Source organism: Paenibacillus sp. TSA_86.1 (genome assembly GCF_052691815.1).
Genome location: NZ_JBQZGE010000022.1, coordinates 24290 through 41670, shown reverse-complemented (window position 1 = coordinate 41670; position 17381 = coordinate 24290). Strand labels below are relative to the sequence as shown.

The 17381-nt window shown below is 47.7% G+C and carries 14 protein-coding genes; all 14 read left to right on the top strand.

The features are described 5' to 3' along the window. Window positions 1–75: 75 nt before the first annotated feature. Window positions 76–3603, top strand: a complete 3528-nt coding sequence (mfd, locus tag ACUTVW_RS25405; RefSeq protein ID WP_445648323.1) for a transcription-repair coupling factor — start codon at window positions 76–78, stop codon at window positions 3601–3603. Then, window positions 3587–4729, top strand: a complete 1143-nt coding sequence (locus ACUTVW_RS25400) for a peptidylprolyl isomerase (protein ID WP_445648322.1) — start codon at window positions 3587–3589, stop codon at window positions 4727–4729. The genes mfd and ACUTVW_RS25400 overlap by 17 nt, the downstream gene beginning before the upstream one ends. A gap of 333 nt (window positions 4730–5062) precedes the next feature. Next, complete coding sequence (gene spoVT / locus ACUTVW_RS25395; protein WP_434748611.1) at window positions 5063–5605, top strand: stage V sporulation protein T; 543 nt, start codon at window positions 5063–5065, stop codon at window positions 5603–5605. A 398-nt stretch (window positions 5606–6003) separates the two neighbouring features. After that, window positions 6004–7839, top strand: a complete 1836-nt coding sequence (locus ACUTVW_RS25390; RefSeq protein WP_445648321.1) for a putative polysaccharide biosynthesis protein — start codon at window positions 6004–6006, stop codon at window positions 7837–7839. Between the two features lie 232 nt (window positions 7840–8071). Next, window positions 8072–9565, top strand: coding sequence for a nucleoside triphosphate pyrophosphohydrolase (mazG, locus tag ACUTVW_RS25385; RefSeq protein ID WP_445648320.1), 1494 nt, complete (start codon window positions 8072–8074; stop codon window positions 9563–9565). A gap of 303 nt (window positions 9566–9868) precedes the next feature. After that, window positions 9869–10141, top strand: coding sequence for an HU family DNA-binding protein (locus ACUTVW_RS25380; protein ID WP_090924617.1), 273 nt, complete (start codon window positions 9869–9871; stop codon window positions 10139–10141). Then, window positions 10141–10419: an RNA-binding S4 domain-containing protein gene (locus tag ACUTVW_RS25375; protein ID WP_090924618.1), complete on the top strand. Its 279-nt coding sequence runs from the start codon at window positions 10141–10143 to the stop codon at window positions 10417–10419. The genes ACUTVW_RS25380 and ACUTVW_RS25375 overlap by 1 nt, the downstream gene beginning before the upstream one ends. Window positions 10420–10601: 182 nt before the next feature. Continuing rightward, entirely contained in the window at window positions 10602–10886 is a 285-nt protein-coding gene (yabP, locus tag ACUTVW_RS25370; protein ID WP_434748608.1) for a sporulation protein YabP, read from the top strand. Continuing rightward, complete coding sequence (gene yabQ / locus ACUTVW_RS25365) at window positions 10883–11473, top strand: spore cortex biosynthesis protein YabQ (RefSeq protein ID WP_445648319.1); 591 nt, start codon at window positions 10883–10885, stop codon at window positions 11471–11473. The genes yabP and yabQ overlap by 4 nt, the downstream gene beginning before the upstream one ends. Then, a complete protein-coding gene (locus ACUTVW_RS25360) occupies window positions 11466–11801 on the top strand; it encodes an FtsB family cell division protein (protein ID WP_445648318.1) in 336 nt (111 codons plus the stop codon). The genes yabQ and ACUTVW_RS25360 overlap by 8 nt, the downstream gene beginning before the upstream one ends. Before the next feature lie 198 nt (window positions 11802–11999). Next, window positions 12000–12527, top strand: a complete 528-nt coding sequence (locus ACUTVW_RS25355; RefSeq protein WP_090924622.1) for a S1 domain-containing RNA-binding protein — start codon at window positions 12000–12002, stop codon at window positions 12525–12527. Between the two features lie 501 nt (window positions 12528–13028). Beyond that, window positions 13029–15536 carry a stage II sporulation protein E gene (gene spoIIE / locus ACUTVW_RS25350; RefSeq protein WP_445648317.1) on the top strand — a complete coding sequence of 836 codons (2508 nt, stop codon included), beginning with the start codon at window positions 13029–13031 and terminating at the stop codon, window positions 15534–15536. A gap of 134 nt (window positions 15537–15670) precedes the next feature. Beyond that, window positions 15671–16423 (top strand): VWA domain-containing protein, encoded by a 753-nt coding sequence (locus ACUTVW_RS25345; RefSeq protein WP_434748604.1) that lies wholly within the window; start codon window positions 15671–15673, stop codon window positions 16421–16423. Next, window positions 16407–17354 carry a serine/threonine protein kinase gene (locus tag ACUTVW_RS25340; RefSeq protein ID WP_445648316.1) on the top strand — a complete coding sequence of 316 codons (948 nt, stop codon included), beginning with the start codon at window positions 16407–16409 and terminating at the stop codon, window positions 17352–17354. The genes ACUTVW_RS25345 and ACUTVW_RS25340 overlap by 17 nt, the downstream gene beginning before the upstream one ends. Window positions 17355–17381 lie beyond the last annotated feature (27 nt).

Below are 17381 nucleotides of genomic sequence, written 5' to 3'. Positions count from 1 at the left end.
TAAAAATTTAATGACCATGAAGATGCTGCACAGATGCGTGCAATAATCAAGAAAGTTATAAGAGAGGTGCCCCTTTTGTTACAAGCACTCATACAGGCTTTTTCCAAAGATCCGGACTTTACGTCCATTGCGTCCGGGGTCAAATCCGGCATGAAGGAGCAATTGGTTTCAGGTTTATCCGGTTCGGCTCGCCAGATTATGCTGGCTGCGTTACACCAAGAGATGAACCGACCATTGCTCGTCGTGACACATAACATGTTTTCCGCACAAAAAATCGCAGAAGATTTACAGGAAGCGCTTTCAACCGATCAGGTATTAATCTATCCTGCCAATGAACTCGTTGCAGCCGAGGCAGCAGTATCCAGTCCGGAGACGCTTGCTCAGCGTATAGAAGTTTTGGTTCGCTGCGCCCAAGGGTTTAGGGGCGTTGTTGTCATTCCTTTTTCCGGGGTAAGACGTTATGTTCCGCTGCCGGAAGTAATGGCAAATGCACATATTCAGATTAAACAGGGCAACACGCTTCAACTGGATGCGTTCCTCATGGAGATGGTGAAGCTTGGCTATGAGCGTGTGGAGCGCGTTGAGTCGCGCGGAGAGATGAGTGTACGTGGAGGTATTATCGACTTCTATCCAGTGACTTCATCGATTGCGTATCGGGTGGAGTTATTTGACGACGAAATTGATTCCATTCGTACGTTTGATCCGGCAGATCAGCGTTCCATTGAGCGGATAGAGGAAATCACAGTGCTACCATGCAAAGAATTGATAGCTGATCGGGAGCGTATGGAGAAGGCAGCGGATACAGCTGCACTTCTGCTTGAACAGCAACTGGAAAAAATGACAGATCGTCAGGCAAAGCTGCGTCTGCGTGAAGAGATGCATCGCGAGATTGAACTGCTGCGTCAGCATGTCTATTTTTCAGAAATGTACAAATACATCTCCCCGCTTTATCCGGAAAATAAAACGATTTATGACTACATGCCGGAAGACACAATTCTGGTATTGGATGAGCCGGCGAGACTGTCGGAGACATCCAAGCAGCTGGATCGGGATGAGTCGGAATGGAATTTGCATTTAATGCAAAATGGCAAAACACTCCCGGATCTGCCGCTATCGGCAGATGGGGATGAACTGCTCTATGAGCGTTCGTTCCAGACCATCTTTATGTCGATTTTTTTGCGTCAGGTTCCACATACCCAACCGCAGAACATTCTGAACTTTATCAGTCGGAGTATGCAGGATTTCCACGGACAGATGAACGTGCTGAAGGCAGAGATGGAACGCTGGCAGAAGGCTGGAGTTCAGGTGTTGATGCTTGCAAATGGTGAGGAACGGATGGATCGGATGCGCCGGGTATTGCAGGATTACGACATTCCTGAGCCGGAGATGCTGAATGGCAATTTGCAAACGGGATTCGAGATGCCGTCTATTCATTTGGCGGTAATCACAGAAGGTGAGATGTTCTCACAGAAGCAACGCAAAGCCCGTAAACCGATTCGAAACATAGACAATGCGGAGCGTATCAAATCCTATAGCGAGCTGAAAGTGGGCGATTATGTCGTTCACCAGAACCACGGGATTGGTAAATACCTCGGAATTGGTACGCTAGAAGTAGCCGGTATTCATAAAGATTACATGCACATTCTGTATGCTGGTGGCGACAAGTTGTCTGTTCCGATTGAACAGATTGATCTGATCCAGAAATATGTCGGTTCCGAAGAGAAAGAGCCGAAAATATACAAGTTAGGCGGCAATGAATGGACGCGCGTTAAAAATAAAGTTCGTTCATCCGTGCAGGATATCGCTGATGATCTGATCAAGCTGTACGCAGAACGTCAGACGTCCAAAGGTTATGGATTCGACAAGGATTCCGCAGAGCAGCAAGAATTTGAAGACATGTTCCCTTACGATGAGACACGGGATCAAATGCGCGCAATTGAGGAAATCAAAAAAGATATGGAACAAAACCGTCCCATGGATCGTTTATTGTGTGGGGACGTTGGATACGGCAAGACGGAAGTGGCCATTCGCGCTGCATTCAAAGCGGCGATTGAGGGTAAACAGGTGGCGGTGCTTGTTCCAACAACCATCTTGGCACAGCAGCATTATGAAACGTTCCGTGAGCGTTTCTCCGGTTATCCGTTCAATATTCATGTCCTAAGTCGATTCCGTTCCCGCAAGGAACAGAATGAGACAGCTAAAGGCATTAAAGCCGGTACGATCGACATTGTCATCGGTACACATCGATTGTTGTCACAGGATCTGGTGTTTAAAGATCTGGGCCTACTCATTGTTGATGAGGAGCAACGTTTTGGTGTAACACACAAGGAGAAGCTTAAAAAGCTCAAAACGAACGTGGATGTGTTGACTCTTACAGCAACGCCGATTCCGCGTACTTTACACATGTCTATGCTGGGTGTGCGTGACCTGTCTGTTATTGAGACACCGCCGGAGAACCGTTTTCCGGTTCAGACTTATGTGGTGGAGCACAGTCAGGCACTTGTCCGTGAAGCAATTGAGCGGGAGTTGGCCCGTGGGGGTCAAGTGTACTATCTCTATAACCGGGTGCAAGGCATTCAGGAGATGGCAGCCGAAATCTCGGAACTGGTGCCGGAGGCCAGGGTCGGCGTCGGGCATGGTCAGATGAGTGAAACCGAGCTGGAGAAGACAATCCTCGACTTCCTGGACGGGGAGTATGATGTACTGGTAAGCACGAGCATCATCGAGACAGGTGTTGATATTCCGAATGTAAATACACTGATCGTGCATGATGCAGATAAAATGGGACTTTCCCAGTTGTACCAGCTGCGTGGACGGGTAGGTCGGTCTAACCGGATTGCCTATGCGTATTTCACGTACCAACGGGACAAAGTGCTTACCGAAGTTGCAGAGAAGCGCCTTCAGTCTATTAAGGAGTTTACCGAGCTTGGTTCAGGTTTCAAAATTGCGATGCGAGATCTGTCCATCCGTGGCGCGGGTAACCTGCTCGGAGCGGAACAGCATGGCTTTATTGCTTCCGTCGGTTTCGATTTATACTCACAAATGCTGGCGGAAGAGATCAACAAACGCAAAGTCACAATGCTGGGCGAGGAGCCTGTTCCTTCCGATCAGTGGAATACAACGCTTGATCTCAGTATCGATGCTTACTTGCCTTCGGATTATATTTATGACAGTATTCAGAAAATTGAGATTTATAAAAAGGTGGCAGTTATTGCTTCCTTCGACGACGCGGTGGAACTCGAAGACGAATTGGTTGACCGATTCGGCGATCTGCCAGAGGCTGTGATCAATTTGATGGCGGTAGCCCGCCTCAAGGTGTACGGAAAAATCTATGGTATCGAGTCCATTACACAGCGCGGTGACGACCTTACCGTCAAGTTCTATGAAGGGCGTGAACATGCCTTCGAGCTCTCAAAAATCTCACACATTGGAAATCAGTTCGAAAGACGTGTACAATTTGAACAAGGAGCCCATATGCTGATTCATGTCAAAGGCAAGGGTCTTGGGGATAAGCAACTGATGGAACTGGTAGAGAAGTTTCTGGAGTCCATGAAGACTGCTTTTAAATCAAAGGGGGAACTAAAAGATGTTAGCAAAGTATAAAAAAGTGGGAAAAGTACTGTCCGTAGGTATGATCGCAGTATTGTCCCTATCCTTGCTTGCTGCATGTGGCAAGAAGGAAGAAACGAAAGCACCGGAATCGAAAGATAACAGCGCTGTAGTCGCTACGTATGATGGCGGAACAATTACAGCAAATGAATTCGACTTGGAACAACGTGTTATGAAATTCCTCTATCCGGAATATGCACAAATGATGGATATGGATGACTTTAAGGAATACTTGGTAAAACAAGAGGTCGCCTATGAGTATCTGAGCAATAAAGCAAGTGCAGAAGCCAAAACAGCTGGTGCCAAAACAGCAACTGAACAATTCGACAAAATGAAGGCTTCTGTAAAAGAAGAGCAATGGACTGAAATGCTGAAAAATCAGAATTTGACTGACCAGAACATTAAAGACTACATGACCCGTATTATGACGGTGATCAAGGATAAAGAAACAGGTGTAACCGAAGATGCCATCAAGGCTGAGTTTGAAAAAAATAAAGATCAGTTTACAACGGCTACTGTACGTCATGTATTGATTGGATTCACGGATTCAAAAACACAGAAAGAACGTAAGAAAGAAGATGCATTAAAGTTAGCAAAAGAAGTAAAAGCGAAACTTGATGGTGGAACTGATTTCACTGAAGTCGTGAAAAAATATTCAGATGACACTAGGTCTGTACCTGATGGTGGATTGTTTAAAGATACACCTGTAGCCACTTGGGTTGATGCATTCAAAGAAGCTGCAAAAACACTGCCATTGAATAAAATCAGTGATCCGATTGAAACGGAGTATGGATACCACGTTATGAAGGTAGAAGCACGTACGGATGCAGACTACTCCAAATTGACAGCCGAGCAAAAAGAATCATTGAAAAGCCAATTGGCTGCTGCTCAAATTGATACGTTCATGAAAAATGAGCTGGATAAAATCATCAAAGAAGTAAAACTTCCTAAAACTGAGAAGAAAGAGGAAGGTACTAAGGGCACAACAGGAACAGGTACAGAAGGCACAAAAACGGACGACTCAAAAACAGATTCAAAAGGTACAGATGCGAAAACAGATCAGGGTAAAACAGGAACAGACCAAGATGCAAAAACCGAAGAAGGTACAAGCAGTAAATAACTGAAATAACGGTGATGCTAACATGCGTTTCAGTGAAGCTAAAAAGCTTCCTGAGAGGGTTAGGTTACGGTTAATATGGACAACCTTTAACGAGGCACAGAGAGAACTACAGTTCTTTCTGTTGCTTCGTTTTTGCTTATATGGAGCGTGAGAGCAATATCAGATCACTTTTTCGTAAATGTTAATCATGATATTCTGCAAAGCATGTATAAGGATATGGGAACAGATGAATACTATGGTCAAGAAATCACACTAAACGTTCTGGGACTTTCCTCTACCCATTAAGGAACAGTAGTTGAAAAATCTTCTCGAGAAAGTGGGGCAACATGTGAAATGAAAGCTACTGGTATTGTCCGCCGTATAGATGACCTGGGTCGTGTGGTCATTCCAAAGGAAATCCGTCGTACGTTACGAATTCGTGAAGGAGATCCACTTGAGATCTTTGTGGATCGGGATGGAGAAGTTATCCTTAAAAAATACTCGCCGATCGGCGAGCTTGGTGACTTTGCAAAAGAATATGCTGAATCGCTGTATGAGAGTACGGGTCACGTTACAATGATTTCTGACCGGGATACGATGATCACAGTGGCAGGTGGCTCGAAGAAAGAATATCTGGATAAACAGGTTGGTAGCCTTGTGGAGAGTTGTATGGAAAACCGTAAGACGATTATGGAAGCAACCAATGGTACCTACGAGCTTAGCAAAGATCATGACGAGACGTTATCCTCTTTTGTTATCGCGCCAATTATCTCCGGTGGTGATCCCATCGGAACCGTTATCCTGTTCAACAAGGACGAGTCCGTGAAGATGTCTCAGATGGAAGTTAAAATGGCTGAGACAGCTGCAGGATTCCTCGGCAAGCAAATGGAACAATAGATAGCAGATGGACTCCTGTGAGCCTGAATAGGGCATACGGGAGTTTTTGCTTTTCCATATAAGTTGAACTATAGGTGTTTTACACAAGTACTTCGATGACAGAATAAACTTCCAATCGCTGTTATCCCCAGATTTTTTTGGATTCCCTTTTCCAAAGGGGAAAATCCGGTGATAAAGGCGAGCGCTTCGCTTTTTCAGTTTTTTTCTGTCCTCTCCGTTTAAGTGTAAAAAAATATTTCACCTTACATAGATGGGGGAGGCTAGAGGCTTTGATCTGATCACAGGTTGTGGCTGGCTCAAAGGATGTTCGTATTGTGTAGCTTCTGGCAGGTATAATAGCAAAGGGAGCTTTTGCTTTATTTGAATGCCAAGGTATACATGGGAGGAACCACAGACATATGAAACAGCCGTCTTCAGGAACAAGGCTACTACAGGGTGCGTTTATCCTTGGGCTTGCCGCCATTATTTCCAAAATCATCGGTGCTTTTCAAAAGATTCCACTGCAGAATCTAGGGGGAGACGGTGTTTTTGGCATCTACAATACCGTCTATCCGTTATATATGCTCATTATTACGCTAGCTGCGGCGGGTCTGCCGCTGGCTGTATCCAAATTTGTAGCAGAGCAGAATGCTCTCGGCAGACCAGAGGAGAGCCGTAGAATTATACGATTATCATCAATGCTGCTCGGAGGAATTGGAATTTTTACAGCTATGTTGATGTACGTTAGTGCGCCTTGGGTTGCAGGGTTGATTGGAAACCAGCATGTGACCCCTTCGATTAAGGCAGCCTCTTTAGCTCTGTTGTGTGTACCACTCATGACAGGATTGCGTGGATATTTCCAGGGCATGCAGCAGATGGTGCCTACAGCTGTATCTCAAGTGGTTGAACAGACGGTACGGGTGACGATTATGATTATCGTGTTATTGTGGCTGATCCGGCAGGACGCTTCACTTGAAACAGTTGCCGCAGGGGCGATGTTAGGCTCAGTTGCAGGAGGGTGCGCAGGTCTTGCCGTGATGCTGGGATTCGTATACCGACACCGGCAGAAGGAACGAGTGGAGCATCCAGTTGGCGGTGAGGCATCGGGTGCAGAAGATCGAGAGAACAAAGGCAAACAAGTGTATGGAGAGACGATAAATGCAGGAGCGGAGCACCTAAGAGATCGTAGTCAGATCAGACAGTCCACGGATGCTTCTTTGAATACAGGAGGCTGGCAAAGAGCACATGTTGGGGAGCCCGTGCAACATGTTACTGTTGCTGGGGAGAGTGCACACGTTCAGGAGCCTAAGCGTTCCAATGCGGAGTGGATACGCACGTTGCTGATCTATGCCATTCCAGTTTGTCTTGGATCTCTGGCGGTGCCCTTGATGAATCTGGTGGACACCTTCACGGTTCCGCGCCTGCTGCGCGGCGAAGGGCTGAATGATGTGCAAACGATGGTATCGTTCGGCATCTACAACCGCGGCTTGCCGCTGGTGCAGCTAGTGACGATGCTTGCCACGTCACTCTCGGTGCTGTTTATTCCGGCGATGGCCGAAGCGCGCCTGAAGGGCGGGCCAGAAGCCGTCAGGCAGCAAGCAGGCCTAGCGCTGCGCTGGTTCTGGCTAATCGGTCTGGCAGCCTCCGCAGGTCTTGCGGTGCTGGCAGATCCGATTAACCGCATGCTGTACGGGGATGCCGCAGGCACCGAAGCATTGCGGTATATGGCGCTGACGGCTGCGGGTAGCACCGTCAGCATCATCGCGGCGGCGCTGCTGCAAGGCCTCGGCGCCGTGCGCGCTCCCGCGTTCAGCATGTTGGCCGCCGCAGGCGTCAAGGTGCTGCTGAACGTCATGCTTGTGCCAGCGCTGGGCATCAGCGGCGCGGCGCTGGCAGGTGCAGCCGCCTATATGCTGGCGGCTGGCCTGAATGTGGCGCTGCTGGCGCGGCTTACCGCCATGCGCTCTACCCCTGGCGCCGCCCTGGCGAAGCCGGCGATGGTGATCGCCGCCATGAGCCTGGCAGCGCTAGGCATGGCCTGGGCCGCCGAAGCGGTGCTCGGCGGCGTAGGCATCGCAGCCACGACTCGGCTGGCTGCGATGGGCGTGAGCCTGCTGGGCATAGCCGCAGGCGCAGCCGTGTTTGTGCTGGTCGCGGCCCGGACAGGGCTGCTGACCGCCACAGAGCTGGCGGCCTTGCCGAAGCTGGGGCCGCGCCTAGCCAAGCTGCTGCGCAGACTACGTGTACTGCGCTAGCCGAACCACAGCTACGATGTATAGCTGCTACACCAGGCTAACGGCACCACTGCGCCTGAAAGCACCTCTGCACACAGAAGCAATTATAGGATATCGACAGATTCTGGTATAATACGTTTAATTATTGAGTGCCATCCTGTTAAGGCGAGACGTGAGATGCTTATGGACACAGATATGTTATGTAAGCAGGCAGCTGGTATAACAGGATGGTTCGGATGGAGGTTTAAGCGAAATGAGTGCAGCTTTGATAGTGGTCGGTCTTGGATCTGGGGATGCGGACCAACTCACATTAGGTATTATGAAAAAAATGAAACATGCGACTTCGCTGTTTGTACGAACAGTGGATCATCCTGTGTTAAATGATCTGCAAAAAGAGGGACTGGAGATGACGTCGTTTGATGCCATCTATGAGGAAAAATCCTCCTTCCCGGAGGTTTACGATGAGATTGCGAACCAATTGATTGAAGCGGCTCGGAAAGGGGATGCAGGTACTGAGATTGTCTATGCCGTACCAGGTCATCCAATGGTCGCTGAAGCCAGCGTTCGTTTGCTGAAGGAACGCTGCCCACAACAGGGGATTTCGTTACGGATCATGGGCGGGGAAAGTTTCTTGGATGAAGCCTTTATCCGGCTTGGCTTTGATCCCATTGAAGGTTTTCAGTTGCTAGATGCAAGTAGCCTGAATCCTGAACTGGTACAGCCGCAGCTACATACGTTGATCGGACAAGTGTACGATGTTTTTACAGCTTCGGATGTGAAGCTTTGCCTGATGGAAGTATACCCGGACGATTACCCGGTGTTTGTGGGTCATGCTCTTGGTGTGCAAGGTCAGGAAGTCATTCACAAAGTACCGCTGCATGAACTGGATCGCATCTCGGGTTATGGCAATCTGTCGCTGATCTATGTGCCGAAAAATACAGATGATGCACTGCGCCGCCGCTCTTTCGCGCGTTTGCACGAGATCGTCAATATTCTTCGCAGCCCGGGTGGCTGCCCTTGGGATCAGGAGCAGACGCATCAGTCGATTCGTAAAAATCTGATTGAAGAGACATACGAAGTTATTGAAACCATTGATGAGGATGACCCAGATCACATGAAAGAAGAGTTGGGTGATCTGCTGCTGCAGATTATGCTGCATTCTCAGATGGAAGAAGAGATCGGCACCTTCAACGTTTATGACGTCATTGAGGGATTGAACGACAAGCTAATCTTCCGCCATCCGCATGTATTTGGTGATCATCAGGCTGAAGATGCGAATGAAGCTCTGCAAAACTGGGAACAGATGAAGGCAGAAGAGAAAAAGCGTAAAGGCCAGAATGTGCAAGAGGCTTCGGTACTGGATGGCATTCCACGTGACCTGCCTGCTCTCATGAAAGGGTATAAGCTCCAGAAGAAAGCAGCAAAGGTTGGCTTTGACTGGGATGATGTAGAAGGCGTTTTTGCCAAGATTGAAGAAGAATTGGCTGAACTGAAAGAAGCGGTGCAGCAGGGACATGATGCGGAAGCACGCAAGCTGGAACTCGGTGATGTATTATTTGCTACAGCTAATGTGGCACGTTTCATTGGTACAGATCCGGAGGAGGCTCTTGCCGCCACAAACCGCAAGTTTGTTGCCAGATTCCAATACATTGAGGAGCGGCTGCGTGAATTAGGTAAAACACCTGCGGACAGCACGGTAGATGAGATGGAACAATTTTGGCAGATGGCGAAGAAAGCCGGTCTTTGATCTAATCAAATTGTAAAAATACCCAATCCCCGTGTTCCATCAGGCTAGGCAGTGTGTTATGATGATACGAACATGTGTTCAACATCATTTGGAGTCTGATGTTTAATGAAACATCGTTTCGGGTACTGGACTTAGACGAATCTCTGCGATACAGCGACAAAAGCTAAAAAAAGTCGCAGGTCAAGGCAGGAATTTAGTATATAAGCCAGAATACATGTGTAGTAACCTTGCGAGAAATAACTTGGTTAAGATAAGGCGCCAAGAGCTCGCAGATACTTTTTTTTAATTTGGGAGGCTTTTAACATGAACAAAACAGACCTGATTAACAACATTTCAAACAAAAGCGGTTTGACTAAGAAAGATGTCGAGTCCGTATTGAATGGCTTTTTAGGAGAAATTACAGATGCACTTGCCAGCGGAGACAAAGTACAATTGATCGGCTTTGGCACTTTTGAGACCCGCAAACGTTCCGGACGTACCGGACGTAACCCACAAACAGGGAATGAAATCGTAATTCCTGAGTCTACTGTTCCTGCGTTCAAAGCAGGTAACAAACTTAAAGAAGCTGTAAAATAATGCGTCTTGATAAATTCCTGAAGGTATCTCGGCTGATCAAACGCCGTACGGTAGCCAAGGACGTTTCCGAACAGGGACGTGTATTGGTCAACGGACGGGAAGCCAAGCCCAGCGCTGCTGTCAAAGTAGGCGATGAGCTGACGGTTCAGTTCGGTCAGAAGCTGGTCACTGTGAAGGTGGAGCGTCTTGCCGAGAGTACGAAGAAGGATGAGGCGAGTAGCCTCTACACCTTGGTTAAGGAAGAGCCGATCGCCAAGGATAACGGGATGGATTGGTAACAGGCCGTCCAACAACATTTTAAATTTTAGTTATATAAAACTTGAATGAGGCGTCCTCCCGGTCATGGGAGGGCGTTTTTTTATTTTACGTTTCAGAGGAATTAAAGGGATCGATGAGTCGGTAGTTCTAATCTGGGTTTTTCATCCATAAGCTAGGTACTAAAGAAGGAGGGGTACATGCTATGGTTGAACACGGAAAGGCCAAACAGCACCATCTCAATATGCAAAATCGGAAACTGCTGGATCTGACAGGGGTCTCCAATGTGGAGAGCTTTGACAGTGAGGAGTTTTTGCTACAGACCGAACTTGGGCATCTGACAATCAGGGGGCACAATTTACATATCAAAAACCTGAGCTTGGAGGAAGGGCTTTTATCTATTGAAGGGACGGTCAGTTCACTTCAGTATCTTGATCCCGGTGCCCAGTCGAAAAACAGTAAGGGCCTGTTTGGTAAGATGTTCCGATGATTCTGGATGCGCAGTGGATCACACTGAGCTGGATGATATTATCGGGAGTTGTGATGGGTGTGGCTTACGACAGTTACCGGGTACTGTCCAGGCAGCTGCGATTTCCGAGATGGAGCATCCATACGCTTGATCTGTTGTACTGGGTTGCTTCCGCGCTGTTCGTTTTTCGGATGTTGTATGCCGGAAACCACGGACAGTTGCGGTTTTATGTCTTTTTGGGGCTGATTATCGGAGTTTGCTTCTATTTTTGGCTTTTAAGTGTTACAACCCAGCGTTTTGTGGTAATGTTAATTAAACTCGCAAGAACACTCATCCAGTGGTGTGGACATATCCTTAACATCCTGATTGTTGTGCCAGCTAAGGGGATATACAGATTAGTTCGCGTATTATTCGGTTTCGTCATTGCGATCCTAATGTTCCTTGGCAAGCTGGTGCTGCAATGTTTAATCCCTTTCGGCAAATTGTTCCGCTGGATGTTTAGGCCGCTCCTGAAATATTGGGTGACGCCTCAATGGATGATCCAAGCGGGTACGAGAATTGCAGCGATATGGAAACGTTGGTTTCAAGGAGGTCCGGGGAATGAGTAGAACACCTGTGGGCAGAAATAAGGGCCCAGCTAATCAGGGGAAATCTGCTGGTGCACGAAGGCGTCTAATGTTGTGGCTAACTTTTGTAGGTGTTTTTGCGATCTGGGCAGGATATACGTTTCTTGTACAGAATGCACAAATTTCGGACAAGAGTTCTTATTTGGCCGCTCAGCAAACTTCGCAGCAGGATACGCAGAAACAGCTGGAACAGCTGAAGTATGAGGTCAGTCGGTTGAAGGACCCTGAATACATAGGACAGCTGGCACGAAAAAAAGGGTACTACCTCCCTGAAGAAACACCGATTCAGGTTGAGGGGGCAGGAAACTAATGAAATTCAGCCTTTGGCTGAGCATGGTTTGTTTTCCATGAGTCTTATATGTTTAAACCGGAAAAAATAGGCTCTATAATGGGCTAGCGCTCAGTTGACCTTGGTTTATGGCATAAGGTATAATTACAAGTAGCACAGCATGATTTTGGCATTCAAAAAATCGGGTTGTATATTTTTAAGGGAGGATCATTTTATTCTATGGCAATTGAAGTGGGCACCAAGTTAGAGGGCAAGGTGACAGGAATCACGCATTTTGGAGCATTTGTGGATCTGTCAGGAGGTGTCACGGGTCTCGTTCACATCTCGGAAATCGCCGACAATTACGTCAAAGATGTCAACGACCACCTGAAGCTGAATGACCAAGTCACAGTAAAGGTTATCAACGTTGACAAAGACGGCAAGATCGGACTTTCCATCAAACAGGCTGTTGACAAACCGGTAGAGCAACAAACTCAATCCAGACCCCCGAGAGCTCCTAGACCGGAACGCAGTGGAGGAGATCGCGAACGATTCAGCGGCGGAGGCCCAAGTGGTGGCCAAGGTCGTGGTGGTGGCGGCGGTGGATTTAACCGTGACCGCGGAGGCCGTTCTTTCAAGCCCGCAGCAGGCAAACCTTCATTTGAGGATAAAATGTCACGCTTCCTGAAAGATAGCGAAGAACGGATCTCTTCGCTCAAGAAGAATACAGAAGGCAAACGTGGTGGCCGTGGCGCCAAGCGTGTGTAATCTGTTTCAACCTGATATGAATATATAAGTAAAACCGTTAGCCCATGGGCTAACGGTTTTTTTGTGCATTTATTTTATACATCCATGTATATATCGTATTTCGACGAAACCTTAGAGAGGAATGGATTTTCAGGTAAGGCACGACAAGATCTTTTCAAGATTTGCACTGTTCAACGGAAGAATAAGAACATTTGTCGTCTTCCATTTTTTACCGACAGGTTTCCGTGGCATTCCCCAGTTATTCTGCTCAGATCATGGCGACACCCTCACACTTCTCGTTCAAAATCAGACATGTCACCTTTCAACAGCCAGCTTGAAAATCTCAAGAACTACAATAAGGCCGAGGGTTTCACACCATCGCGCCACAGCGGTTTCTTTTGTCGTAAACTTTTTGAAGCCCGTTCAGCTATTCTGACAAACTACGTCTTCTATTCTATCTATAATCAGAACCATCGAGAATGAAACACGAAATTCAAATTAATCGAATGGGGTGCCTTGAGCATGATGGAGAAGTGGAATGTCATTCAATTTCCGGGGATGAAAGCAGGTAAAGGAGGTGCTGCAGCTCGGGAGGAGCTATCGGTACGTCTGAAACAATGGCTAGGTTCCCGCAAGGCTGTCCAGGCTGTGGCATCACGTAAGTGGGTGTTGCTGCTTACATTTATGGGATTTCTACTGGGGAAGGCGATGATCCTGAATGAATTATCTCCTTTTGCCATTGCATACTTCGCTGTTATTGCTTTTATGCGCAGGGATTATATCATTCCGGTTGGTGCGGCCCTGCTCGCAGGAAGCCTGTTTGCTCCGTTTCCCGTTTCGCTGATTGTGGCCTCCGAGATCGCTATCTTCTATCTGTTGTTCCGAGGATTGGAGTCTTATGACCGTGCTGAATTATCTTATGCACCAACGATGGTCTTTACGACAACTTTTATGGTGAAGCTATTCGCCGTTGTGATTGGGCCTTCGTTCAGTTGGTATGCGATGCTGATGCTGACCATGGATTCGGTGCTAAGCTTCGTACTTACTCTTGTGTTCATTCAGGCGATTCCAATTTTCACTTACCGCAAAAAAAAGTTCAGCCTAAAGAACGAGGAGATCCTGTGCCTGATCATTCTGCTTGCCTCTGTAATGACCGGTGCGGTGGGCTGGACGATTCAGTCCCTTTCCGTGGAACATATGCTTTCTCGTTATCTCATTCTGATCTTTGCACTGGTGGGCGGAGCTCCTCTGGGGGCATCCGTAGGTGTGATCACAGGTTTAATTCTAAGTCTGGCCGATATGTCGGCGGTATATCAGATGAGTTTGCTGGCTTTTGCCGGGATGTTAGCGGGTATGCTTCGTGAGGGGAAACGTGCGGCGGTTGCACTGGGCATGTTGCTGGGTTCGTCGATACTATCCATTTATCTGGGTGGCCCGGGTGATGTGATGAATTCCTTGTGGGAAACGTGTGTAGCCATTGCGCTATTTATGTTAACACCGAAGAGTATGCTTACAGCGATCTCCAAATACGTACCAGGCACGCAGGATCATACGAAATCTCAGCATGAGTATGCAAAACGTATTCGTGATATTACGGCGGAACGAGTGACACGCTTCTCAGAGGTCTTCCGTCAGTTATCCCGTAGCTTCGATCAGATGTCCGGTACGGGTGAACCGATACATAAAGAAGGAGGGATGGATCACTTCATGAATGCGGTTGCTGAAGGGACCTGTGCGGGTTGCTTCAAGCGGACGCAATGCTGGGATGCCAAGTTTATTCAGACGTATAGCTATATGACTGATGTAATGAGTTCTATCGAGACAAATCCGGAGATGTCTGGCAAACAAATTCCGGTGGAATGGAACAGGGTTTGCGCCAAGCCGGAGGAGGTACTTGAAGTGATGCGAGCCCAGTATGGTCTGCATCAACATAATATGCAATGGAAACGTCAGATTATGGATAGTCGGCATCTGGTTGCCGAGCAATTGTCCGGAGTATCTCAGGTAATGGAGGATCTGGCCAAAGAAATTCAACGTGAAAGTGAGGAGATGGTTCAGCAGGAGGAACAGATTCGGGATGCGTTAGAGTCACTGGGACTATCCATTCATTCCATTGAGATTATCAATCTGGAAGCAGGCAATGTGGAAATTGAGATTGTACACGCGTATACCAGGGGGTTCGATGAATGCCGTAAAATGATCGCTCCGCTGATCTCTAATGTATTGGACGAGCATATTGCTGTATTGCATGAGACGATGACTGACCCCCGCCAAGGATTGGCAACCGTTACGTTTGGATCGGCCAAGACATTCGAGATCACAACAGGTGTAGCTGCTGCTGCCAAGGGAGGCGATGTGATGTCGGGAGACAGCTTCAGCACGGTGGAATTAGGCAATGGCACGTTTGCGGTTGCACTTAGTGATGGGATGGGAAATGGGGAACGAGCTCGCATGGAGAGCAGTGCCGCCCTAAATATTTTGGAGCAGCTGCTTCAATCGGGCATGGATGAGAAACTGGCGATCAAATCGGTTAATTCCGTACTGATGCTGCGTTCTCCAGAGGAGATGTATGCCACAGTGGATATGGCACTGATCGATGAATATACAGCAGAGACGACATTTATGAAAATTGGATCGACGCCGAGTTTTATTAAACGTGGGCAGGAGGTTATCCAGGTTTCGGCAAGTAATCTGCCGATTGGCATTATTAAAGATATTGAGGTCGATCTGGTGACACTCCAGCTTCAGGCCGGTGATATTTTGATTATGATGACAGACGGTATCTATGATGCTCCAGGATATGCAGTCAACAAGGAGTTGTGGATGAAACGCCTTATTCAAGAGATTCATACGGAAGATCCGCAGGAACTGGCAGATTGCCTGCTTGAAAGTGTTATCCGGTATCAGCAACAAGAGATTTTGGATGACATGACTGTAGTGGTTGGTAAAGTTGAACATTATCGGCCGGAATGGGCCACTTTGCGTGTACCTGGCATTAACCGCATGGAACGTCCTCGTACTGTAAGTTAGAGGGTTTGACTTAAACATTCATGATCATGGGCCCAATTCATGTTCTAATCGAATCCCTCAAATCCGTTTGAACTCTCTTCAATCTGGCAATGCTAGTCATAGAGTTGGAGAGTACGAATAACGGAGGATATCGGATGAAACAAATTTTGTTGATCACCGACGGTTGTTCCAATGTAGGAGTAAGCCCGGTGCTGGCAGCGGCCGAGGCACGTGAAGAGGGCATTACTGTCAACGTAGTAGGCGTAATTGATTATGGCACAATTGGTGAGCTGGGTAGTCGGGAGATTGAGGATATCGCTAATGCCGGTGGGGGAATCAGCCAGATTGTAGGCACAAGACAGCTTGCTCATACGATGCAGATGATGACAAGAAAAACGGTGGTTCAGACGATTCAACAGGCGGTTAATAGAGAGTTAACACAAATTTTGGGAGATAAGGGAGCCAAAACAGTAACCGATCTGGAACCCTCCCAGCGCTCACAAGTCGTGGAAGTAATTGATAACTTGACAGAGAACGCTGCTCTGCAAGTCACGCTACTGATTGACGTCAGTGCAAGTATGAAACCCAAGCTGGCAGCCGTAGAGGAAGGTATTCGAGATTTGATGTTAAGCTTGCAGGCGCGAGTAGGCAAGAGCCGGTTATCGGTATTTCATTTTCCAGGTCGCCACAGCGGAGAGGATGCGGTTATGGACATCGACTGGACCGATGATCCCGGGCGTGTGCGTTCCTTGTTCGGACGGTTGCAGACAAAGGGGGCAACGCCGACAGGTCCTGCAATTCAGAAGGTGATTGATTTTTACCGTTATGGTACACTGGAGGAACAGCAGGAAATAGAAGGGAACTATCGCATTGAAAGAGAAGGGATGCTCGGTGACAACGTTATCTGATGCCTCTTTCCCGCCAGGAACCGTCATTACGGGGAAATGGAATCGAAGTCGTTATACGATTCGGAAGCTGCTAGGCAGAGGTGCCAATGGGGTTGTATTCCTTGTCCAGCGTGGAGAGAATGGCAAACATTATGCGCTCAAAATGGGATTTGATCCAGTCGATTTGCAATCGGAGATCAATGTGCTCAAATCGTTTCAGTTACAGCGTAATCATGAAGCCCTTCGGCAGAGCGGCATTCCTTCCTATCTTAAAGATGTGGATGATTATGCCGTTCGCGGCCGGGATATTCCTTTTTATGTGATGCGCTATGTTCGGGGGGAAGCCCTTCATCATTTCATTCGGCGTCAGGGAACGGACTGGACATTGCTAGTTGGATTAAGACTGCTGCAGAAGCTCGCCCAGTTACATCAGGCAGGCTGGGTATTTGGCGATCTCAAACCTCAGAATGTGCTTGTGTCGGATTATGGCCATGTTGAGCTAATTGATTATGGCGGGGTCACGTCTATTGGACGAAGTGTCAAACAGTTCACGGAATGGTATGACCGGGGATTTTGGAACGCAGGCAGCCGAACCGCAGATGCTACCTATGACGTGTTTGCCTTTGCACTGTTAATGATTCATATTTTGGAGGCTGACGCATTAAAGTCTCTGGCTGCGGACGGATTGCCGCAATTGCGGAATGTGAATCAACTTGTGCTGCTGGTGGAAAAAAGCGAGCGATTGAGCCCTTTTCGTCAATGGACCACCAAGGCTCTTCGGGGACAGTTTCAGAATGCAGACCATGCCGCAAAAGCGTGGAAGGAATTAATGGCACGTCCTACACCGATGCGCCGGCGTTCCAGAAGCAGCACACCACGATGGTTGAAAAATGCATTTGCTTTATCGGTCATTTTACTTATCGGTGTACTTATCTATGCACTGCGTTTTTGATGTTGAAACGTGCATATACATAATGCA